Genomic DNA, 21,343 nt, shown 5'->3' with positions numbered 1-21,343 from the left:
TCCAGGCGACGATCACCGACCGGCCGCCTGCCACCTGCACCGGCCTGCGCCAGGTCGGAAACGCGGTGGGCCGGGCCTCTCACACGCCGGGAACCTCCACCATCACCCGGGCGAGCGGCTTGCGGGTCAGATCGGGCACCTCGGCGTCGCGCGCGGCATGACCGACCGGGAACAGGATGTAGGGCCGCTCGTTGGCCGGCCGCCCGCAGATGCGGGTGAGGAACGCCATCGGATTGGGCGTGTGGGTGAGCGTGGACAGCCCCATGGTGTGCAGCGCGGCGATGAAGAGCCCGCAGGCGATGCCGACGCTCTCGTTGACGTAGTAGTGCCTGACCCGGGTGCCGTCGGGGCGGACGCCGTACTTCTCGGCGAAGCAGACCACCAGCCAGGGCGCGACCTCCAGATAGCCCTTGTCGGGGCCGGTCTCCAGCGGGGCCAGGGCCTCGCGCCACTCCGGGGTCAGCCGTCCGCCCTCGTAGTTCTCCCGCTCCTCGATCTCCGCGGCCTCCCTGACCCGCCGCTTCGTCTGCGGATCACCGATGACCGCGAACGTCCACGGCTGCTGGTGCGCGCCCGACGGTGCGGTGTTCGCGGTCCTGACCGCCAGTTCGACGCACTCGCGGGGCACCGGCTCGTCACTGAAGAAGCGCACGCTCCGCCGCCGGTCCATGTGCTCGAAGAACTCCCGGCCCCGGGTGACCATCTCCGCTCCGGGACGACGGTCGGGACGGTACGGGACGAACGGGTGGGAGTGCTGTCGCGCCATGAGGGCCTCCATCGCTGCCGGATCTGCCGGCGTAGTCTGGAACACCCTCACGATCCGGGCAACACCCCGGCCGTCATACTGACGAATCGACGGTTCCGGCGAGGTCCCGCACCACGGAGGTGGACAGATTGGCAGCGCGCAGGAGGGGCCTGGACGATCTGGACCGCAGACTGCTCCAGCTGATCAGGGCGCGCCCGCGGACCGGTCTGCTGGAGATCGCCCGCCTCCTCGGCGTCGCCCGGGGCACCGTCTCGGCCCGGCTGGACCGGATGGTCGCCGACGGCGTCATCACCGACTTCGGCCCGAACCTCTCCCCGGACGCCCTGGGCTACCCGGTGCAGGCGTTCACCACGCTGGAGGTGGAGCAGGCCTCCCGCGCCGGGATCTCCGCCGCGCTCACGGCGATTCCCGAGGTGCTGGAGGCGCACATCGTCACCGGTCCCGGCGACGTCTGGTGCCGGATCGCCGGCCGGGACCACGAGCACGTCCAGGAGGTCATCGACCGCGCCCTGGCCATCCCGGGCGTACGGCGGAGCAGCACCGTGATCGCTCTGTCCACCGTGGTCGCCCACCGCGTCCAGCCCTTGGCCGACAGCGCAACGGCTTGAGGTCGCGCACTCGGTGCCGAATCGATTCTTGAAACGGGGCGTCGACCCCGCCGCGTCATTCTGTTTTACCGATAACGGCCGTCGCACAATCAAGGAAACGGCGCATTAAGGATCGGCGAGCACTGAAGCTCTCCCTAATAAACATTAGATTCTTTCGTGGCGCAAGCTGACGGAGGGAAACTTTCCGGTTACAGGCCACGGCAACCGTAGGTAATTCTGGAATTTTTACGAATGGCCAGGTCGTGACAGGCGGGTGAGGAGATTTCTGCGCCTCGTTTTGGCGAGCATATAGATGTCTGGGTATCGCCGTCCGATTCGGGGATTTTGTGATGGTTAACGAAATGTGCCTACCATCGCCCACGTGACAAGATCGTTCTCACTTCCAAGCAAAGGCGCTCGTGAAGACGAGACACCCCTGTCCCGGCACCGCGACTTCAGGCTCCTGCTGTCCGGAGCCGCGGCGAGCCAGATCGGGACGCAGGTCACACTGGTGGCGCTGCCGCTGGTGGCCGTCCTCGGGTTGAAGGCCTCGGCCTTCGAGGTCGGCCTGCTCACCGCCGCGGAGACCGCGGCGTTCCTGCTCGTCGGCCTGCCCGCGGGAGCATGGGTCGACCGGATGCGGCGTCTGCCGGTGCTCATCGGCACCGACGTGGTGCGCGCCCTGGCGATGGCCAGTGTGCCGCCGGCGGCGATGACGGGCACGTTGACCATGGTCCAGCTCTATCTGGTCGCGCTGGTCACCGGCGTCGCGACCGTCTTCTTCGACATCGCGCACCAGAGCTACCTGCCCGCCCTGCTGCCCAAAGGCCGGTTGGTGTCGGGGAACGGCGCGCTGGAGACGGTGCGCTCCTGCGCGCAGGTGGCCGGACCCGGCCTGGCCGGAGGGCTGGTGCAGCTGGTCGGCGCCCCGCTCGCGGTCCTGGTCGACGCGGCCGGCTACATCGTCTCCGCCCTCTTCCTGCGGCGCATCCGCACCGCCGAGCCTCACCCGGCCGCCGACGGCGAACGCCGCTCGCTGCGCGCCGCGATCGGCGAAGGACTGGCGTTCGTGCTGCGCCACCCGCTGCTGCGGGTGATCGCCCTCAGCACGGGAGTGGCGAACTTCTTCTCGGCCCTCCTGCTGTCGGTGCAGACGGTCTTCCTGGTCAGAGTGCTGGACCTGTCGCCCGGCGCCATCGGCCTGACCCTGTCGGGGGCGGCCGCAGGCGGCATCCTCGGGGCGCTGAGCGCGGGGCGGATCGCCGCAGCCGTCGGCCAGGCCCGCATCATCTGGCTCTCCACCCTGGCCACGGGGCCGTTCGCGCTCCTGTGGCCGTTGGCCGCAACGGGTCCGGCCGCCGCGCTGTTCGCCCTCGGCTCCGCGATCGTCTTCTTCGGCGCCGTGGTCTACAACATCGCCCAGGTCAGTTTCCGCCAGACGCTCTGCCCTCCCGACCTGCTCGGCCGGATGAACGCCACGATGCGTTTCCTGGCGTGGGGCGCCATGCCGCTCGGCGCGCTGGCCGGCGGGGTGCTCGCCCAGTCCTTCGGTGCGCGCACCGCCGTGTGGGTCTGCGCCGCCGGATTCCTGACCGTCCCGCTGCCGCTGCTGCTCTCACCGCTGCGAAGGCTGCGTGATCTTCCCTCCGGTACGGCCGGCCGGTGAGCGCGTACGGACGCACGCGGAAGGAAGCCGTGCACCCCACCATCACCCGCCGGTACCTCGACAGATTCCACGCACTCGGCCGGGAGGCCGAAGAGCTGCTCCCCGTGACCGGCGCCCAGCGGCGGTTCCTCCTGCTGCGCAGGCTCGACCGCCGGGCCGGGCCCGACCTCGTCCCGCTCTTCTTCGCCTTCCCGCGCGGTGCGGTGGACCCGCGCCGGCTCGCGGCGGCGGCCGGCCACCTGGCCGCGACGCATCCGGTGCTGCGGGCCCGCCCCGAGGTGGTGCGCGGCACGCCCGTGCTGCGGGCGCACGCCCCCGCCGTCCCGGTGGACCGGGTGCAGGTGCGGCAGGACGAGGACCCGGCCGCGGCCCTGCGCCGGGCCCTGTCCGGCTGGAGCACGCAGGGAGCGCCCCTCCGCCTCCTGCTCGCCGAAGACGCGCAGGAGGAGACACTCGCCGTCGTCATGGACCACGTCGCCTGCGACGAGCAGTCCATCGGCCGCATCCTCGGGGAGCTGTCCGACGCCTACCGGGCCGGCCACGATGCGGCGGACGTCCCACCGCACCGGGTGCGCGACGAGCTGGAGGCCTACCGCGAGGCCGTACGCATGCAACTCGACGCCGAGGAGCGCGCCTCCACCCCGGCGGCCGCGGCCTACTGGGGAACGCGGCTCGCGGGACTGCGGCCCGCCGCTCCGCCGGCGCCCGCCACAGCCCCCGGCGGAGCCGTCCGGCGGCGGCTCCCGGCGGCCGCCGTCGAGAGCAGGACCGCGGTCTTCCCCACGCTGCTGCGGGCGTGCTCGGCCGCGGCGCGCGTGCTGTACGGGGAGGACCACGTGCCGCCGCTGGGCTACCCGTGGGGCGGCAGGCCCCTGGCGGCGCCGCCGGTGCTCGGCTGCTTCCTCAACACCGTCGCCTTTCCCGCCGACGGCCGCGACGATCCCGCGGCCGGCTGGTGGGACGACCTCGACCACGCCGACGTCCCCTTCGACGAGGTGGTCCGGGCGGCCCGCTCCTCAGGCGCGCCGTGGCAGGGCGAACTCGACGGCCTCGTCACCTTCGAGGATCTGCACCGCCGCCCGCCCCTGCTGCTGGGCGCGGTCCAGGGCCGGGAGGTCCACCTCGACGGACGCCCGGTCCGGGCACCGTTCGCCGTCTCCGTCTCCTACGGCGCCGACCTGCTCGTCCGGATGACCTGGAACCGGCAGGCGCTGCCCGACGAAACGGCCAGGGAGGCGTTCGCCGCACTCGTCGAGGCCCTCCTGCTCTCCTGATCCACCTCCGACACCCCTGACCGGCCGTCCGACCGACGGCCCCACCCTCCGACACCCCTGACCGGCCGTCCGACCGACGGCCCCACCTTCCGACACCCCTGACCGGCCGTCCGACCGACGGCCCCACCCGGCGGGCATCCACCACGCCGCGATGCCGCCTGCCATGAAACCCACCACCGAAGGGTCGACCGTGTTCGAACTGTCCGCCTCGCAGCAGATCGTCTGGCTGCACGAGGAAATGCTGCCCGGCAGCCGTGCCTACAACTTCACCGCGACGCTGGACCTGCGCGGCACGCTCGACGAGACGGCGCTGCGCGCCGGGCTCGCCGCGGTCGTGGACCGGCATCCCGGCCTGCGGCTGGAACTCGTCGCCGGTTCGGGCAACCCGCCCATGCAGCGGGTGCGCGAGAACTGCGCGCCGCGGTACCGCACCGAGGACCTCTCCGGCGCCGCCGACCCGGAGGCCGCCTTCGCCGCGCTGCTGCGGGCCGAGGCCGAACGGCCCCTGGACACCTGCCGGGCGCCGCTGCTGCGCTGGTGCCTGGTGCGGCTGGCCGACGACCACCACCGCCTCATCCACGTGGAGCACCACCTGATCCACGACGGCCACTCGTTCGCGATCCTGCTCGAAGACGTGTTCACCGTCTACGGGGCCCGCGTGCGGGGCGAGCAGGTGAGCCTGCCCGAGGCGCGCTCCTACGCCGAGCACGTGCGCGCCGCCGCGGCACGCGACCGCGGGCGGAGCCTCGCCTACTGGGCCGGGGAACTGCACGGCGCCACGTTCGACCTGCCGCTGCCCGGCCTCGTCCGGCCCGGCGCCGTACGCCGGCACAACGGCGGGCAGATCCGCCGGTCCATCGACGCCGGTCTGGCCGAACGGCTGCGCGCCCACGCGCAGGCGGCGGGGCACACGCCGTTCTCCACCCTGCTCGGCCTGTTCGCCGAACTCATGCGCCGCCACAGCGGCCGCACCGACCTGGTCGTCGGGACCGCGGTCGGCAACCGCCCGCAGGGCTTCGAGCAGACCCTCGGCATGTTCGTCAACACCATCCCCCTGCGGTTGCGCCTCGACCCCGCCGCAACCGCGACGGAGGCGGTGGACGAGGTCACCGACACGCTCATCCGCGCGCTGCCCCACCAGGAGGTGCCCGTCCAGGAGCTGACCTCCGCCCTGGGCCTGCACACCGGCGGCGCGGACAACCCGCTGTTCAGCGTCATGTTCAGCGCGCACGACGCGGCCCTGCCGCAGACCGGGACGCCGGGGCTGGAGGTGTCGCTGTACGAGGGGTTCAACACCGGGACCACCCGTTTCGACCTCGACCTGGTGCTGCTCCCCGACGACCGGCGCGGGGTCGGCCCGCGGCGCGGCCCGGCGGGCATGACGCTGGTGTGGGACTACGACGCCGACCTGTTCGAGGAGGAGACCGTCCACCTGCTCGCGGACCGCTTCGCGGCGCTGGTCGAAGCGTACGCGGACGCTCCGGCGGACCGCCTCGGCGCGCTGGCCGCGGCTCCGGCGCATCCGGGGCGCGCCTGCGCCCCGGTCTCCGAGGAGGTGCTGGACGTCCTGGCCGGGCGCGACCCGGCACGGCCCGCGGTGGTCAGCGGCGCCGAGCGGCTGACCTACGGGGAACTGGAACGGCGGGTCGCGGAACTCGCCGACCGGCTGGAAAGGTCGGGGGTGGGCGCGGGGCAGCCCGTCGCCGCGGTGCTGCCGCGCGGCCTGGACTCCGTCGTCGCCCTGCTCGCCTGCCTGCGCACCGGCGCCGTGTACTGCCCGCTGTCACCCGACGACCCGCCCGCCCGCCTGGAGGCACTGCTGGGCGGGCTCGGCCCGGCCCTCGTGCTGGCCACCGCGCAGACGGCGCTGTCCCTGCCCGCCCACAGCCCGCCGCCGGCGCTGCTCGACCGGGCGGGCTTCCCCGCCGCGGTCCCGGCCCGGCGCTTCGACGGCGCGGCCTACATCATCCACACCTCCGGATCCACCGGGGTGCCCAAGCCGGTCCTCGTCGGCCGGGCCGCCCTCGCCAACCACGTCTCGGCCGTCGTCGAGCGGTACGGGCTGGTCGCCGACGACCGCGTGCTGCTCTTCGCCCAGCCGGCCTTCGACGTGGCACTGGAGGAGATGCTGGCGTCGCTGGCCGCCGGAGCGTGCCTGACCGCCCCCCAGGTCGACGTGCCGGCGGGCACGGAACTCGTCGCCGTGCTCGCCGCCCGCCGCGTCACCGTCGCCAACCTGCCGACCGGCTACTTCCTGGCCGTCCGCGACGAGCTGGGCCAGGCGCTGCGCGACGGCCGCTGGTCGCCCCGGCTGATCGTGCTCGGCGGCGAGCGGCTGCCCGCCGACGCCGTGGCGGGGCTGCTGGACGACCTGGAGAGCACGGGCGCGGCCCTGGTCAACGCCTACGGCGTCACCGAGGCCGCCATCACCTCCACCGCGCACACCGTCACCCGCGGCGACCTCGCCGCCGGTGCGGAGATCCCCCTCGGCACGGAACTGGCGGGCGTGCGGGTGCACGTCCTGGACGCGGGCCTGCGCCCGTTGCCGGCCGGTGCGGTCGGTGAGCTGGCCATCGGCGGCTCCGGCCTCGCCGACGGGTACGTCGGCGAGGAAGCGGCCACCGCCGCCCGGTTCGTCCGCGCCTGCGGTGAGCGCGTCTACCTGACCGGTGACCTCGGCTACCGGGACGCGGCCGGGCGGCTGTGGTTCCTGGGCCGCCGCGACAACCAGGTCAAGCTGCGCGGTCACCGCATCGAGCTGGAGGAGATCGAGGTCGCGGCCTCGGCCGAGCTGGGCGGTCGGCCGTGCGCCGTCGTGGCCGTCCGGAACGCCCCGGCCGGCCCGCACCTCGTCGGGTTCGTACAGTCGCCCGTCCCGGTCGACCAGCGGGAACTGCATCTGGCCCTGTCCCGGCGGCTGCCCGCCGCGCTCGTGCCCGGCCGCTGGGTGCGGCTGGAGGCGATGCCGACGCTGCCCGGCGGCAAGCCCGACCGCGCCGCCCTGGCGCGCACCGCGGGCGAGCTGCCGCAGACGGACCGCGACGCGGCGGCCGAGGCGGGCGATCCGGCCGTGGCCGTGCTGATGGAGGGCTGGAAGGACGTGCTCGGGCACGACCGGCTCAGCCCCGACTCCCACTTCTTCCAGGTGGGCGGGCACTCGCTGCTGGCCGCCCAGCTCGCCGCGTGGCTGGAGTCCCGCCTCGGGCACCGGCCGCCGCTGCGCCTGCTGTTCCAGAACCCCGTCCTGGCCGACCAGGCCCGCGCCCTGGCGCAGGCCGCGCAGGCGCCGGAGGTGCCGGCATGACGGCGCCTTCGGCCGTCCTCGAAACCGGGTACGGCGAACTGGTCGGCGCCTTCGAGACGTTCATCCGGCGGGAGCTGGTGCCGCTGGCGGCCGACCTCGGCGAGACCGCGGACCTGCCGCCGGCGGACCTGCGCGACTACACCCGGCGGCGGTCGGCCTCCCTGGGCTTCTACGCCGGTGACTACCCCGAGGAGCTGGGGGGCGCCGGCATGCCGTTCAGCGCCGTGGTGCAGCTGCACCACGCCGCGGGACGCAGCGGCTGCCCGCTGGCGCCGTACGCGCTCGCCGGGTCCGACGGCCCCAGCCCGCTGCTGGTGCACGGCACCGACGAGCAGATCGAGCGGTACCTGGTCCCGCTGGTGCGCGGCCAGGCGGCACGCTGCCTGGCGCTGACCGAGCCGCAGGCGGGTTCGGACGCCTTCCACCTCACCAGCACCGCCACGCGAGACGGCGACGGCTGGGTGCTCGACGGCCGCAAGACGTTCGTCAGCAACGCCGACCACGCGGACTTCGCCATCGTCATCGCCGGCACCGACGCCGGGCCGACCGCGTTCGTCCTCGGCATGGACACCCCGGGCCTGCGCATCGGCCAGCGCTACGAGGGCATGTCGGGCGAGCCGCTGTTCGAACTCGTCCTGGACCGGGCCCGGGTGGGCGGCGACGCCGTGATCGGCGGCGAGGACGGCGTCGGCACCGCCATGGAGCGCGGGATCGACAGCCTGTCGCGAGGCCGTCTGGTCGTCGCCGCGCAGTGCAACGGCATCGCCGAGTACGCCCTGCGGCTGGGCGTGGAGTACGCCCGCGAACGCCGGGCCTTCGGCGAGCGCATCGGCGCCCACCAGCACGTCCAGGAGCACCTGGTGAGCAGCCGCGCCGAGGTGGAGGCGGCCAAACTGCTCACCCTGGCCTGCGCCCGGCTGGTCGACGAGGGCACGGAAGACCCGGAGAACGCGGCCCTGGCCAAGCTCACCTCCTCGCAGACGGCGATGCGCGTGGTGGACCGCTCCTTGCAGGTCCACGGCGCCACCGGCTGGGTGCGCGGCCACCCGCTGGAGTTCCTCTACCGGTACGTCCGGATGACGACCCTCATCGAGGGGACCTCGGAGATCCAGAAAGTGATCATCGCCAGGGCCATGGGCCTCGGATGAAGAACAGTCGGATGAAGCACAGGGAGGACACCATGACCACCGTTCACGGCGGCGAACCCGGCACCGGCCGGGACCTCGGACTCAGCGTCCGGACCGGCGGCCCCGCGCCCGCGGCGCCCGCACCGGGCGAAGGCGTCCTGGACTGGTACGACGCCCAGGTGCGTCGCCACCCCGGCCTGCCCGCCGTCGAGGACGGCGACCGGGTCGTGACCTACGCCGAACTCGACGCCATGGCCGCCGCCGCAGCCGACGCCCTGCGCGGCGAGGTCGGCCCCGGCGACCTGGTCGGCGTCTGCCTGGAACGCTCGGCGGCCCTCGTCGCCACAGCCGTCGCGCTCGCCCGGCTCGGCGCCGTCTACCTGCCGCTGGGCCCGCGCCCCGGCCGGCGGCGCCTGGAGGCCGCCGCCCGCGACCTGCGGGTCCGCTGCCTGGTGGGCGAACCGGCCCTGGTGGGCGAGGGAGAGCGGCTGCCGCTGCCGGGCGCCCCGGTCGCCGCCTTCGCGTCCGCCGCCCGGCCGGCACCGGCCGGAACGTTCTACGCCGTCCTGACCTCAGGGTCCACCGGCGCCCCCAAGGCGGTCGCCGTCGGCGCCGGATCACTCGGCACGCTCGTGCGCTGGTACGGCGAGCGCACCGGCCTCGGACCCGGACAGCGGCACAGCCTGCTCATCGGCGTGGCCTTCGACCCGCACCTGATGGAGCTGTGGACGGCCCTGGCCTTCGGAGCCACGCTCTGCGTCGCCCCCGACGGGGTCCGCTGGGACCACGACGTGCTGACCGGCTGGTGGCGGCAGGCGCAGATCACCGTGTCCATCCTGCCGACCCCGCTGGCCGAGCCGCTGCTCGACCGCGCCTGGCCGGCCGATCTGGCGCTGCGTCACCTGGTGATCGGCGGGGACCGGTTGCGCCGCGCACCCGGAGGCGACGTCACGGCCCGGGTGCACAACGTCTACGGTCCCGCCGAGGCGACCGTGGCCACCACCGCGCACACCCTGCGACCCCGGCAGGCCGACGACGAGGCGCCCCCTCCCATCGGGCTGCCCGTGGCCGGGGCCCTCGTCTGCGTCACCGACGAGCAGGGCCGGCCGGTCCCCCGGGGGCAGGCGGGTGAGCTGCGCATCGGCGGAGCCTGCCTGGCACTCGGCTATCTGGACGCGGAGCTGACCGCCCGGCGCTTCGTCCCGCCGCCGCCCGGTGTGGCCGCGACCGGCCGGGTCTACCGCACCGGAGACCGCGTACGCATGCGGGCCGACGGTGTGCTGGAGTTCCTCGGCCGCCTGGACGACCAGGTGAAGGTGCGCGGGGTGCGCATCGAGCCCGCAGAGGTCGAGGCCGCGCTCGAACGCGACCCCCGGGTGCGGCGGGCCGTGGTGGCGGCCCGCCGTACTCCGGCGGGCCCGGGGGAGGACGGGACGGGCCTGCTGCGCCTGGAGGCCTTCGTGCTGCCGGCACCGGGCGGGCGACCGGTCACCGATCACCTGCTGCAGGCGGTGCGCGACTGGCTCCCCGAGCAGGCGGTGCCCGCGCGCGTCCACCTCGTGGACTCCTTCCCGCTCGACGCCAACGGCAAGGTGGACCGCGCCGCCCTGGCGGCCGCCGTGCCCGCGGCCGGCGAGCGGCCGGCCGCCTCCGGGCACGCGGACGGGCACGCGGACGGGCACGCGGACGGGCACGCTGACGGGGACCAGACGGCGCGGGTGGTCCTGCGCCTGTGCAGGCGGCTGCTCGGCCGCCCCGAGCTGACGCTGCAGGACGGCTTCACCGCCTCCGGAGGCGACTCGGTCACCGCGGCCCGGCTGCTGGCGGCCGTCCAGGACACCTACGGCATCCGCATCAAGGCACCGGAACTGCTGCGCCAGCCCGACCTGCGCGGCCTCGTCGCGCTGATCGACGTCCGGCGGGCCGTCGATGCCTGACCCGTCGCAGGAGGAACCCGCCATGCGCCTCGAACCGGCCGGCGTGCCCGGCATGATCATCGACCACGCGCGACGCCGTCCCCAGGCGCTGGCCGTCACCGACGGCCGGCACACCCTGACCTACGGGCAGCTGGTGACGGCCGCCCGCGCCCTGGCCGCCGACCTGACCGCCCACGGCCTCACCCCGGCGACGGCGGTCGGGCTGCTGGCCCCCCGGTCGGTGCGCGCCGTCGTCGGCCAGCTCGCCATCTGGTGGGCGGGCGGGCACTACGTGCCGCTGGACCCGGCCTACCCGCGTGCCCGCACCGCTCAGATGCTGCAGGACGCCGGCGTCCCGTTCACCCTCGGTGACAAGAAACCCCTGGAGTCGGCGGGCATCCCGGCGCACCGGTCGCTCGTCCTGCCCACCGACCCGCCCGCGGGCGAGACCACGGGCAGACCCGCACCGCCCTGCGACCCCGAGGCGCTCGCCTACGTGATGTACACCTCGGGGTCGACCGGCCGGCCCAAGGCCGTGGCGGTGCCGCACCGCGCGGTGACGCGCCTGGTCACCGCGCCCGAGTACGCGACCCTCACCGCGCGGGACCGGGTGCTGTTCCACTCGCCGGCGACGTTCGACGCCTCGACCTTCGAGGTGTGGGCGCCGCTGGCGTGCGGCGCGGCCGTGGTGGTGTCCGCCGCCGAGCAGCCGTCCCTGGAGGACCTGGCCAGGGACGTGGAACGGCACGGCGTCACCGTCGCCTTCTTCACCACGGCACTGTTCCACCAGCTGGCGACACGCCGGTCCAGGGTGTTCGACGTGCTGCGCACCGTGCTGGTCGGAGGCGAGGCCCTCTCGCCGCGCCACGCGCGTTCGGTGCTGCGGGCCTTTCCCTGGCTGGAACTGGTCAACGTCTACGGCCCCACGGAGGCCACGACGTTCACCACGGCGCACCGGATCCGGGACGGCGACTGCGACGCGGCCGTGCCCATCGGCGTGCCCGTCAACGGAGCGACCGCCCACGTCCTCGGCACGGACGGCGAACCGGTGCCGCCCGGCACGACGGGGGAGCTGTGGATCGGAGGACCGCGCCTGGCCAGGGGCTATCTCGGCCGGCCCGAGCACACGGCGGAGCGCTTCGTCGAGCACGCGTCGGCCGGCCGGCTCTACCGCAGCGGCGACCTCGTCTCGCTCAGACCGGACGGGACCCTCGACTTCCACGGCCGTGCCGACGACCAGGTGAAGGTACGCGGCTTCCGGATCGAACCCGGGGAGATCGAACACGCCCTGCGCGAGCACCCCGCCGTCGACGCGGCGGCGGTGGTGGTGCACCGCTCCGAGACCGGCGACGCGCGCCTGGCCGCCTTCGTCGTTCCCGGCGGGGACCGATGGCCCGGGACCGCGGCACTCCGAACCGACCTGGCCGAGCGCCTGCCCGCCCACCTCGTGCCCGAGCTGTGGACCACCCTGGAGCGGTTGCCGCTGGCCGGCACGGGCAAGGTCGACCGCCGGGCGCTCGCCGGCCTCCCCCCGGCCGGGAACGCCGGGGCCGAAGCCTCCACGCCCCCCGGGCCCGCGGCCATGTCCCCCATCCAGCAGGCCGTCGCCGAGGTGTGGTCCCGCGCCCTCGACGCACCGGTGACCGGTCCGGAGGCGGACTTCATCGCCCTGGGCGGACACTCCCTGCTCGCCCTGGGCATCGTCGAGGACCTGCGCGAAGAGCTCGGGGCCGAGCTCTCCCTGCCCGATTTCTTCGCCTTTCCCACCGTGGCGGGACACGCGGAGCTGATCGAACGAGCCCTGCTCGAACTCCACGGCACCCCGACGGAGGCCGCAGATGAGCACCATGCCTGACCCCGCCCGCGCCGCCCGCCAGGCGGCGCTGCTCGAGCTCGCCCGCGGGCGCGCCGCCGCGCGTCCCCCGATCCCCCGCCGCCCCCCGGGATCCGGGCCCGCGCCGCTGTCCCACGCCCAACGCCGCATCTGGCTGATGGACAGGCTGGGCCAGGGCGGCCATCTCTACAACGTGCCGTTCGCGACCCGGGTACGCGGCCCGCTCGACCTCGACGCCCTGTCAGGCGCGCTCACCGAGCTGGTCCGCCGCCACGAGGTGCTGCGCACCCGCTACCCGCACACCGACGGCGAACCGTACCAGGACATCGCAGCACCGGAGCCGGTCCCGCTGACCGTCGTGGAGGGCGGGACGGAGCAGGTCCTGCAGGAGGCCGGGCGCCCCTTCGACCTGGCCACCGGACCGGTTCTGCGGGCCCTGGCCGTCCGGCACGGCACCGACGACCACACCATCGTGGTGACGTTCCACCACATCGCGGTCGACGGCGGTTCACTCGGAGTGATCGCCTCCGAACTCACGGCCCTGTACGGCGCCGGCCCGGCGGCTCTGCCGGAACCGCCCCCGCTGCAGTACGCCGACCTCGCCCAATGGGAGACCCGGCAGGAGGGCGAGGCCGATCTCGAGGCGGGGCTCGCCTACTGGACGCGGCGGCTCGACGGCGCGCGACCCGGCCTGCCGCCGGGGGCCGGGGCCGCCGCACGCAGCGGTCTCGGCCGGACGCACAGCGCTCCGCTGGCCGTTCTCGACCGGTTGCGCCTGACGGCCAGGGAACACGGGACGACACCGTTCACCGTGGTGCTCGCCGGCGCGTTCGCCGCACTGCACCACGCCACGGGAGAAGAGGATCTGGTCATCGGCTGCGCGAGCAGCCTCAGAGACCGGGCGCAGACGCGCGCGCTCGTCGGGTTGTGCGTCAACACCCTGCCCGTGCGCGTGGACCTGTCCGGCGACCCCGGCTTCGACGTCCTCCTCACCCGGGTGCGGGAAGCGCTGCTGGAGGCGCAGCAGCACCGGCACGTCCCACTGGACCGGATCGTGGAGCGGCTCGGCGGGGCGGCCCGTGACGCCGGAGGGCTCCCGCTGCCGGCCGTGACCGCCGACCTCGTGAGCGCGCCGGCGGCGCTCAGGCTCACCGGCCTCGACTGCGAGGCCGTCGGCATAGAGCTGGGCGCCGCCAAGTTCGCCGTCACCTTCGCCGTCGAGGAGGACGAGGGCACCCCTGCCGCGCGCTGCCTGCTCCAGCACGACAGCGCGATGCTGGAGGAAGAGCAGGGGGCGGCGCTGCTGCGCTCCTTCGCCGGGATCCTCACCGCGGTGGCCGGCGACCCGTCCCTGGCTCTGTCGGAGCTTCCCGGCGGACGGAAGGCGGCCGCCGCGGCGGCCGCGGAGGAGGACACCGCCGAAGACACCTCCGCGACCGCCGGTGGGGGACCGGCGGCCCAGGCCGGCATCCCGGACGTGGAGCGAGCGGCAGGGGTGCTCGCCGGGTTCCGGGAACTGCTGGGCGACGGCGTCGGCCTGGACGGTGACTTCTTCGCGGCAGGCGGGCACTCCCTGCTCGCCGTACGGCTCGCCGAACGGCTCCGGGCCCGCCTCCGCCTCCCGGTCACCGGGCTCGATGTGATGGAGCACCGCACCCCGCGCGCGCTCGCGCTCGCACTCGACCGGCGGGAGGGCGCCCGCCGCGCGGCGGCGGCTCCGCGGCGGACCGCCGGAGCCCGCGCCGGCACGGTGCTGCTGACCGGCGGCAGCGGCGGCGTGGGCGCCTTCGTGCTCCGGGAGCTCGCAGCACAGGGACGTCCGGTACGGGCCCTGGTACGGCCCGAATCGGCCCACCTGGTCTCCGGCGAGGGGGTCGAGGTGGTGGAGGGCGACCTCGCCGACCGAGACAGCCTGCGCGCCGCCGTCACCGGAGTCGACGCAGTGATCCATTCCGCCTGCACCTTCACCTCCCCGGAGGTGGACGTCGCGGCGATGCGCGCGCTCGTGGACGGCTGGCGGGAGGGCGCCCGGGGCGCTTTCGTCTTCGTCAGCAGCGTGGACGCCTACGGCAGACCCGCCGCGTCGCAGGTCGCCGAAGGAGCCCCCACGCAGGAGCCGCTCACCGCCTACGGGCGGGGGAAGGTCGAATGCGAGCACATACTGCTGGAGGGAGCGGACCGCGAGCGGGCCGGTGTGGTCCGTGCACCGCTGGTATGGGCTCCGCACGACCGGTTCCGGGCTCAGCTGCGCTGGGGCGCGACGGGACTGCTCTACCAGGCGGCCCTGGCAGGGGAGGAGATCGTCCTGCCCGATCCGGCCGAGGGGGCGCACCCCTGGTACGGGGTGGCGTGGGTGCACGCGGCCGCGCTCGCCCGTGCCCTCGTCACCTGCCTGGACCGGCCGACGGGCCGGGTGGTCAACGCGGTGAACGGCCACGTGAGCTGGACGGAGTTCACCGATCGGCTCCTGCGGTCGCTTCGCAGCACGAGTGAGGTCCGGCTGTCCCGTCAGGCTCCGGCGGATCTGTGGCATCCGTGGCGTTACGAGGCCGAGGCGCTGGCCGGTCAGCTGGCCGAACAACCGGGGGAGGACTGGCGGAGCACGCTGTCGGTCATGGTCTGACCGCCGATCCGCCTGCCAGGACCCCATGGGCACGCTTCCCCGTCCGGTACATACGGCACCGGACGGGGAACATCGGCTGGAGCCGCCCCGGTCCGGCAGACACGCCGTGCTCTGCGGCTGAGTACGACGACTGGCGGCAGCCGGCGCGGTCCGTCTGCTGCGGCGGGCGTGTCAGAGAAGCGCAAGCGCCTTGGCCAGGCCCGGGTCGTGCCCGGTGGCCAGGTCGAGAGCGGTCATGGGGGCGTGGTGGTCGACCGGTACGCCGATCGTGTCGATGATTTCGCGGGCGGGGCCGAGGTGGCGGACCTTGGGCAGGATCAGGACGCTGCCGTCGTCGAGGAGGTATCCCTCGCCGGGGCCGGAGACGGCCCCGGCCGTGCGGGTCCCGACGAGGGTGCCCAGGCCGTTGCCCTTGACCGCCGCGCTGAAGTCGTCGCAGGCCGAGGCGCACGCGCGATCGGTGAGGACGATCAGGCGCGAGCCGAGCAGCGGGACGCTGTCGTCGGTCCGGTTGGGCACGCAGTCGCCCTTGAGCTGGCAGAAGTAGCTGGTGACCTTGCCGTGCGCGAACGCGCCGAGCAGCCGGGTCACCTCGCGAGGTGACCCGCCGCCGTTGCCGCGCAGGTCGAGGACCACCGCCTTCGGCTTGCCCTGCAGCTTGGCGATGACCTGGTCGGCGGCGCCTTCGTGGAATCCGGGCAGCCGGACGTAGACGGCGCCGCCGGGGAGCGTCTTCGACGTCGCCTTCGGGGGCTGCCGCGTGATGGGGCCCTTCCTGATCTCGACGGTGCGGGTGCGTCCCGTCGTGGGGCGCTTGAGCGTGAGCCGTACCGGGTCGGAGGCGAAGACGTCGATGATGGCCTGGTTCACGGTGTCCCCGATGACCGTCGGCACGCCGTTGGCCTTGACCATGATGTCGCCGGGCCGGATGTCGGCCTTGGCGGCGGGGCTGCCGGGCAGGACCCGGGTGATGAACAGCGGCGGCCGGGCCGCCGGGTCGAACCGCGGGCCCTGCTCGGCCGACACGCCCACGATGCCTATCCCGACCGGCCCGCCCTGCGGCGGCGGGGTCGGCCTGACCCAGCGGGCGTGGTTGTCCTGGAGTCCGGCGACCATGCCGGTGATCGCGGCACGCAGCGCGGCGGGGTCGCCGGTGCCGAGGACCTTCGCGAAAGCGGCCCAGTCGGCGTCGCGGTCACCGGTCAGGGCGGGCAGCCGGAGGTCGGCCCGGTCGGCGCCGCGCCGGATCAGATCCTGGGTGTAGGCGGCCATGGCGCTCTTCAGCAGCGCCCTGGAGTCCAGGACCGGGCCGCTGTAGTAGTTGTCCAGCACGCAGAAGTACGCCTGCCGGAGGGTGTTCACCGAGGTCGGCGGCACCGGCTGCGGCGGTGGCGCCGTGGCGGCGGCGCAACCGCCGCCCGGGGTGGAGACCGGCTGGGGCGTCGAGGCCGATGCGGGCGCGGAAGCCGTCGCGGACACGGTGCAGGCCGTCACCAGGACGGCGGCGCAGAAGGTTCTGATCATGGCCGCCAGCATGGCCGGGGGCCGGTTGCACGGCCGTGAACGCAACCGTTAACGCCGCTGTCACCGCCGTTCGTGTAGGAACGTCGGCATGCGGGTTCTAGTGGTTGAAGACGAACGTGACCTGGCCGATCTCGTGGCGGTGGGACTGCGCCGCCACGCCATGGCCGTCGACGTGGCCTACGACGGGGCCGCCGCGGTGGAACGGCTGGCGGTTCACGACTACGACGTCCTGGTGCTGGATCGGGATCTGCCCGAGATGCACGGCGACTCCGTCTGCCGTGAGCTGGTGGCGCGCGGGAGCCGTACGCGGATCCTGATGATGACAGCGGCGGCGTCGGTGCCGGAGCGGGTGGCGGGTCTGGGGATGGGAGCCGACGACTACCTGCCCAAGCCGTTCGACTACGCCGAGCTGGTCGCGCGGGTGCAGGCGCTGGGGCGGCGCAGCCGGTCGGCGGTACCGCCGGTGCTGACGCGGCGCGGAATCGTGCTCGACACCCACCGGCTGCAGGCCTCGCGGGACGGCCGGCACCTGCACCTGTCGCTCAAGGAATTCGCCGTCCTGGAGGTGCTGATGCGGGCCGACGGCGCGGTCGTGAGCTCCGAACGGCTGCTGGAGGAGGCCTGGGACGAGCACACCGATCCGTTCACCACGGTGGTGCGGGTCGTCGTCAGCCGCCTGCGGACCAAACTGGGCGACCCGCCCTGCATCCAGACCGTCCCCGGTGCGGGATACCTGCTGTGACGACGATCCGGGTACGGCTCACGCTGATCTACTCCGGACTGTTCCTGCTGACCTCGGTCGTGCTGCTGGTCACGGTCAACCTCCTGCTGCGCCAGGCGCTGCACACGCGGATCGCGCGGCTGCCGACGGGAGTGCTGGCACCGCCGGCGCCGGGGGCGCCGACCGGCGGGATCCCGCCGCGCCCGCCGCTGCCCGACCTGGTGGAGGACGTGATCGGCTACCAGTGGCAGGTGACCGGGCTGACGGTCGGGATCCTGACGCTGGTCTCGCTGCTCGTCGGATGGCTGGTCGCCGGACGGATCCTGCGGCCCGTCCACCAGATCACCGCCACCGCGCAGCGGCTGTCCCTGTCGACCCTGCACGAGCGGATCGCGCTCGCCGGGCCGGAGGACGAGCTGAAGGAACTGGCCGACACCTTCGACGCGATGCTCGACCGGCTCGAACGCTCCGTCGCGGCGCAGCAGCGGTTCATCGCCAATGCCTCCCACGAGTTGCGGACCCCGCTGGCCGTCCAGCGGGCGGCGATCGAGATCGGTCTCCCCGAGGACGTCGGCGAGATCCGCGACACGCTCCTGCTCCACAACCGCCGCGCGGAGAACCTCATCGACGCCCTGCTGGTGCTGGCCCAGGCGGAACACGGCCTGGACAGCAGGAGTCCGGTGGCCCTGGACCAGGTGGTACGGCTCGCCGTGGCGGAAGGGGGTTCGGACGGCGTCACCGTGACAGTGCGGACCGAACCGTTCGTCGTCGAAGGGGATCCCGTCCTGCTGAACCGGCTCGTCACCAACCTCCTCGACAACGCGGCCCGCTACAACCATCCCGGCGGGACCGTCGAGGTGACGCTCTTCCGCGGAGTCCTGACGGTCCGCAACACCGGCCCGCACGTGCCCCGGGAACGTCTGGGCGACCTCTTCGAGCCCTTCCGGCAACTGCACACGACCCGCGGGCGGGGCGCCGGACTCGGACTGTCGATCGTCGCCTCGATCGCGAAGGCGCACGGGGCCCGGGTACGGGCCAGTCCCAATCCGGGTGGCGGGCTGGAGCTTGTCGTGGTCTTCGCGGGATCCGACTGACGGCGCTGGTCAGCGTATGGAGGGCTGCCGACGAAACTCCTCGATCCGCGGCGATCCAGGCACCGGTAGGTGCCTGGATCCCACGCCATTAAAGATCGTCTTCCACCTCGCCCGCGCCGGGCCGGGCGATCGGCTGCTCCGGCCCGGCCCTTCGGGCGGGTCAGCTACGGCCGAGCATCTCAGCGGTGAGGATGCCGCCACCGAGGCCCCAGCCGCCATCGGGGACCTCCTCGAGGAGGACCAGGGTGGTCGCCCGGGCGCGCTCGCCGTACACGTCGGCGTAGGCGTCGGTGACGGCGTCGATGAGCTTCTTCTTGGACTCGGGGGTCAGGGTGTCGGCGGGGACCTTGAGGTTGGCGAACGGCATGATGATCACCTTTCGTGTGGTGGTGGTTCAGTCAGAGCGAGGCGGTCGAGGACGGTGCGGTCGACCCGTTGGGTGCGAGGACGTTGACGTCGTAGCCGGCGGCGACGAGGGCCTGTCTCACGGCGGCCATCAGATGATCCCGCCGTTCGCGCGCACGACCTGCCCGTTGATCCAGTGCCCGGCCGGGCTCGCCAGGAAGCAGACGACCTCGGCGATGTCCTCGGGGGTGCCGAGCCGTTCCAGCGGCGGCTGCTTGGCGAGCTGCTGGATCGTCGCTTCGTCCTTGCCGTCCAGGAACAGTTCGGTGGCGGTCGGGCCGGGCGCGACGGCGTTGACCGTGATGTTCCGTCCGCGCAGCTCGCGGGCGAGCACCAGCGTCATCGCCTCGACGGCTCCCTTGCTCGCGGCGTACGCCCCATAGGTGGGGAACTGCAGACCGATCACGGAGGTGGACAGGTTGACGATCGCGCCCCCGGCACGCACGCGACGTGCGGCCTCCCGGGCCATCACGAACGCACCGCGGATGTTGGTGCGGTGCAGGGCGTCCAGCTCGTCCAGGTCGAGGTCGGCGATCGGGGACAGCGACAGCCGCCCCGCCGAGTTGACGACCACATCGACCCCGTCGAAGGACTCCTCCGCCGCGTCGAACATCTCCGCGACGGCGCCCTCGTCGGCCACGTCGGCCTGGACCGGGATCGCCCGGCCACCGGACGCCGTGATCTCCCCGACCACCTGCGCCGCGGCGGAAGCCGCCCCTTGGAACCCCACCACGACCGCACAGCCACGCGCCGCCAGCGCCACCGCGATCGCCTTGCCTATTCCACGGGAGCCGCCGCTGACGACGGCCACACGTTGATCACTCATGGAGAACCCCTTGGCCTTATCGTCGGTATGGATTGGCCGTACCGACGTTACGCCATGACGGTAGCACAGATTCGTACCATCGCTAGTGCCTGGCAGTATCATTGATCGCATGGCAGAGGCAGATCCGCTCCGCGCGGCGATGATCGAGGCCGCGGAGCGGCAACTGGCGTCGTCCTCAGACCACGAGATCGCGACACGCGCGGTCTGTGAGGCGGTCGGCGTGAGCCAGCCCGTGCTCTACCGGTTGTTCGGTGACAAGCGGGGGCTGCTCGACGCCGTCGCCGACCACGGGTACGAGCGGTACGCCGCGCTCAAGGCCGCCCAAGAGCAGACCGGTGACCCGGTCGCCGACCTGCACGCCGGTTGGGACGGTCATATGGCGTTCGCTCAGGCGAACCCGGCCCTCTACCAGCTGATGTTCACTCCGCGGCCGTGGTCGCACTCGACGGCGCGAGATCGCGTGATGGACCTGCTGGTGGCGGCGCTCACACGGTGCGCCGCGGTGGGCGCGCTGAAGCTCGAGCCGCGGGCCGCCGCCCAGCTGATCTTGTCAGCGAACATCGGGACCGCCCTGGACCACATCGCCAGACCGGCCCTGTTCGAGGATCCCGCACCGTCCCACCGCATGCGCGACGCCGTGTTCTCGCACGTGCTCACCGAGACGTCCGTCCAGCAGGACGCCGACCCGCTGCGGACCGCTGCGCTGCGCTTCCGCGCACAACTCCAGCTCGGCGGTACCGAGGCCCTCGAACCGGTCGAAACCGCTCTCCTGCAGCGATGGCTCGAGCGCATCACACAGCCCTGACCAGGTAAGCGACCAAGTGATGTTTCCCGGATTTCGTGGAGTCGCCTTGGTCGACTGGCATGCCCGGCCCTGCAGCGAAGAAGGCGAAGCCCGATCGTGTCATACCCGGGTCTGACACGAAAGAGCAGGCCACGGTCCGACGCCCCGGGCGAGACCCCGCGAGAGGGTCGTGGACATGACATCCGACTTTCCCGGCCGCTGGGCCGGTGGCGCGACCATGGTGGCGGCACCGCTGCTCCTCCTGGCAGGCGCCCTGCTACGCGTGCCGTACGACTTCTTCTACCCTGCTCAGCTCGCCGCGCACGAGAGTGAGCCCGCGCTGCTGACCGCCTCCTACGCCCTGATCGCGGCCGGCACGTTCCTGCTCTGGCCGGCCGTGGCTCTGCTCGCCGCCAGGATCGGGCCGGGATGGGGGCTGGCAGGCGGGCTTCTCGCCATGTCGGGGCTGTTCGCCCGGGTCTTTCACGCAGGCGCCGACCACATGGCGTTCCGGCTGACCGACGTCGTGGGCGCGGACCTCGCCACGGAGGTGGTGTCCGAGACGTACGGCGCCTTCCAGCCGCTGTCGTTCCTGAACGTCGCCATCCTGGCGGGCTGGCCGGTCCTGGCGTTCGGTGCCTGGCGTGCCGAGGTGCTCGGCCCGGTCCGTGCGCTGGCCCTGGCGTCGGCGGCGGCGCTGCCGCTCGGCGTGCTGAAGGGCACCACACCGCTGTCCCTGGTGGCCCTGGCGGGGCTCGCGATCGCGTTCGGCCCGTACGGCTTCGCCGTGCTGACCGCCCACCCGCGACCGAGCAGGGCAGCCGTGCTGCGGTGGGCGCCCATTACGCTGGCCGCGGTCGGACTGATGGTCGTACTGGGGCAGGCGGGATGA

Annotated in this window: 16 protein-coding genes; 12 read left to right on the top strand and 4 right to left on the bottom strand. The window is 73.5% G+C overall.

Annotated features, from left to right (window positions below; all coding sequences use genetic code 11):
• Positions 1 to 79: 79 nt before the first annotated feature.
• Entirely contained in the window at positions 80 to 766 is a 687-nt protein-coding gene (locus tag IEZ06_RS25020) for a nitroreductase family protein (RefSeq protein ID WP_189239122.1), read from the bottom strand.
• Between the two features lie 128 nt (positions 767 to 894).
• On the opposite strand from IEZ06_RS25020, the gene IEZ06_RS25015 reads away from it, so the two are divergent.
• The 8 genes from IEZ06_RS25015 (at position 895) to IEZ06_RS24980 (ending at position 15,097) form a co-directional block, all read left to right on the top strand.
• On the top strand, positions 895 to 1,374 hold the full coding sequence (locus tag IEZ06_RS25015) for an Lrp/AsnC family transcriptional regulator (protein ID WP_189239121.1): 480 nt from the start codon (positions 895 to 897) through the stop codon (positions 1,372 to 1,374).
• 361 nt (positions 1,375 to 1,735) lie between these two features.
• A complete protein-coding gene (locus IEZ06_RS25010) occupies positions 1,736 to 3,019 on the top strand; it encodes an MFS transporter (protein WP_189239120.1) in 1,284 nt (427 codons plus the stop codon).
• Between the two features lie 29 nt (positions 3,020 to 3,048).
• Positions 3,049 to 4,293, top strand: coding sequence for an amino acid adenylation domain-containing protein (locus IEZ06_RS25005; RefSeq protein WP_189239119.1), 1,245 nt, complete (start codon positions 3,049 to 3,051; stop codon positions 4,291 to 4,293).
• 190 nt (positions 4,294 to 4,483) lie between these two features.
• Complete coding sequence (locus IEZ06_RS25000; RefSeq protein ID WP_189239154.1) at positions 4,484 to 7,597, top strand: non-ribosomal peptide synthetase; 3,114 nt, start codon at positions 4,484 to 4,486, stop codon at positions 7,595 to 7,597.
• Positions 7,594 to 8,745: an acyl-CoA dehydrogenase family protein gene (locus IEZ06_RS24995; protein ID WP_189239118.1), complete on the top strand. Its 1,152-nt coding sequence runs from the start codon at positions 7,594 to 7,596 to the stop codon at positions 8,743 to 8,745. The genes IEZ06_RS25000 and IEZ06_RS24995 overlap by 4 nt, the downstream gene beginning before the upstream one ends.
• Before the next feature lie 32 nt (positions 8,746 to 8,777).
• Positions 8,778 to 10,661: a non-ribosomal peptide synthetase gene (locus tag IEZ06_RS24990; RefSeq protein ID WP_189239117.1), complete on the top strand. Its 1,884-nt coding sequence runs from the start codon at positions 8,778 to 8,780 to the stop codon at positions 10,659 to 10,661.
• Positions 10,662 to 10,683: 22 nt separating this feature from the next.
• Positions 10,684 to 12,495: a non-ribosomal peptide synthetase gene (locus IEZ06_RS24985; RefSeq protein WP_203872174.1), complete on the top strand. Its 1,812-nt coding sequence runs from the start codon at positions 10,684 to 10,686 to the stop codon at positions 12,493 to 12,495.
• Positions 12,479 to 15,097 (top strand): condensation domain-containing protein, encoded by a 2,619-nt coding sequence (locus tag IEZ06_RS24980; RefSeq protein ID WP_203872175.1) that lies wholly within the window; start codon positions 12,479 to 12,481, stop codon positions 15,095 to 15,097. Before IEZ06_RS24985 ends, IEZ06_RS24980 begins: the two co-directional genes overlap by 17 nt.
• 171 nt (positions 15,098 to 15,268) lie before the next feature.
• On the opposite strand, the gene IEZ06_RS24975 is transcribed toward IEZ06_RS24980, so the two are convergent.
• Positions 15,269 to 16,621: a S41 family peptidase gene (locus IEZ06_RS24975; RefSeq protein WP_189239115.1), complete on the bottom strand. Its 1,353-nt coding sequence runs from the start codon at positions 16,619 to 16,621 to the stop codon at positions 15,269 to 15,271.
• 88 nt (positions 16,622 to 16,709) lie between these two features.
• Between IEZ06_RS24975 and IEZ06_RS24970 the strand changes: the two genes are divergently transcribed.
• Together IEZ06_RS24970 and IEZ06_RS24965 are read left to right on the top strand one after the other, a co-directional pair.
• On the top strand, positions 16,710 to 17,363 hold the full coding sequence (locus IEZ06_RS24970; protein ID WP_189239114.1) for a response regulator transcription factor: 654 nt from the start codon (positions 16,710 to 16,712) through the stop codon (positions 17,361 to 17,363).
• Positions 17,360 to 18,436, top strand: a complete 1,077-nt coding sequence (locus IEZ06_RS24965) for a HAMP domain-containing sensor histidine kinase (protein WP_189239113.1) — start codon at positions 17,360 to 17,362, stop codon at positions 18,434 to 18,436. The genes IEZ06_RS24970 and IEZ06_RS24965 overlap by 4 nt, the downstream gene beginning before the upstream one ends.
• Before the next feature lie 160 nt (positions 18,437 to 18,596).
• Here IEZ06_RS24965 and IEZ06_RS24960 read toward each other — a convergent pair whose 3' ends face one another.
• Together IEZ06_RS24960 and IEZ06_RS24955 are read right to left on the bottom strand one after the other, a co-directional pair.
• Positions 18,597 to 18,803 carry a tautomerase family protein gene (locus IEZ06_RS24960; protein WP_189239112.1) on the bottom strand — a complete coding sequence of 69 codons (207 nt, stop codon included), beginning with the start codon at positions 18,801 to 18,803 and terminating at the stop codon, positions 18,597 to 18,599.
• A gap of 129 nt (positions 18,804 to 18,932) precedes the next feature.
• Complete coding sequence (locus IEZ06_RS24955; RefSeq protein ID WP_189239111.1) at positions 18,933 to 19,667, bottom strand: SDR family oxidoreductase; 735 nt, start codon at positions 19,665 to 19,667, stop codon at positions 18,933 to 18,935.
• 109 nt (positions 19,668 to 19,776) lie between these two features.
• On the opposite strand from IEZ06_RS24955, the gene IEZ06_RS24950 reads away from it, so the two are divergent.
• Positions 19,777 to 20,472: a TetR/AcrR family transcriptional regulator gene (locus tag IEZ06_RS24950; RefSeq protein WP_189239110.1), complete on the top strand. Its 696-nt coding sequence runs from the start codon at positions 19,777 to 19,779 to the stop codon at positions 20,470 to 20,472.
• Positions 20,473 to 20,647: 175 nt separating this feature from the next.
• The gene (locus IEZ06_RS24945; protein WP_189239109.1) at positions 20,648 to 21,343 is read left to right on the top strand and encodes a hypothetical protein; all 696 of its coding nucleotides are present in this window, start codon (positions 20,648 to 20,650) and stop codon (positions 21,341 to 21,343) included.

This window comes from Planomonospora antibiotica, from assembly GCF_014647955.1.
Classification (GTDB): Bacteria; Actinomycetota; Actinomycetes; order Streptosporangiales; family Streptosporangiaceae; genus Planomonospora; species Planomonospora parontospora.
The sequence above is the reverse complement of the archived record's forward strand: the minus strand, read 5'-3'. Positions and strand labels throughout refer to the sequence as shown.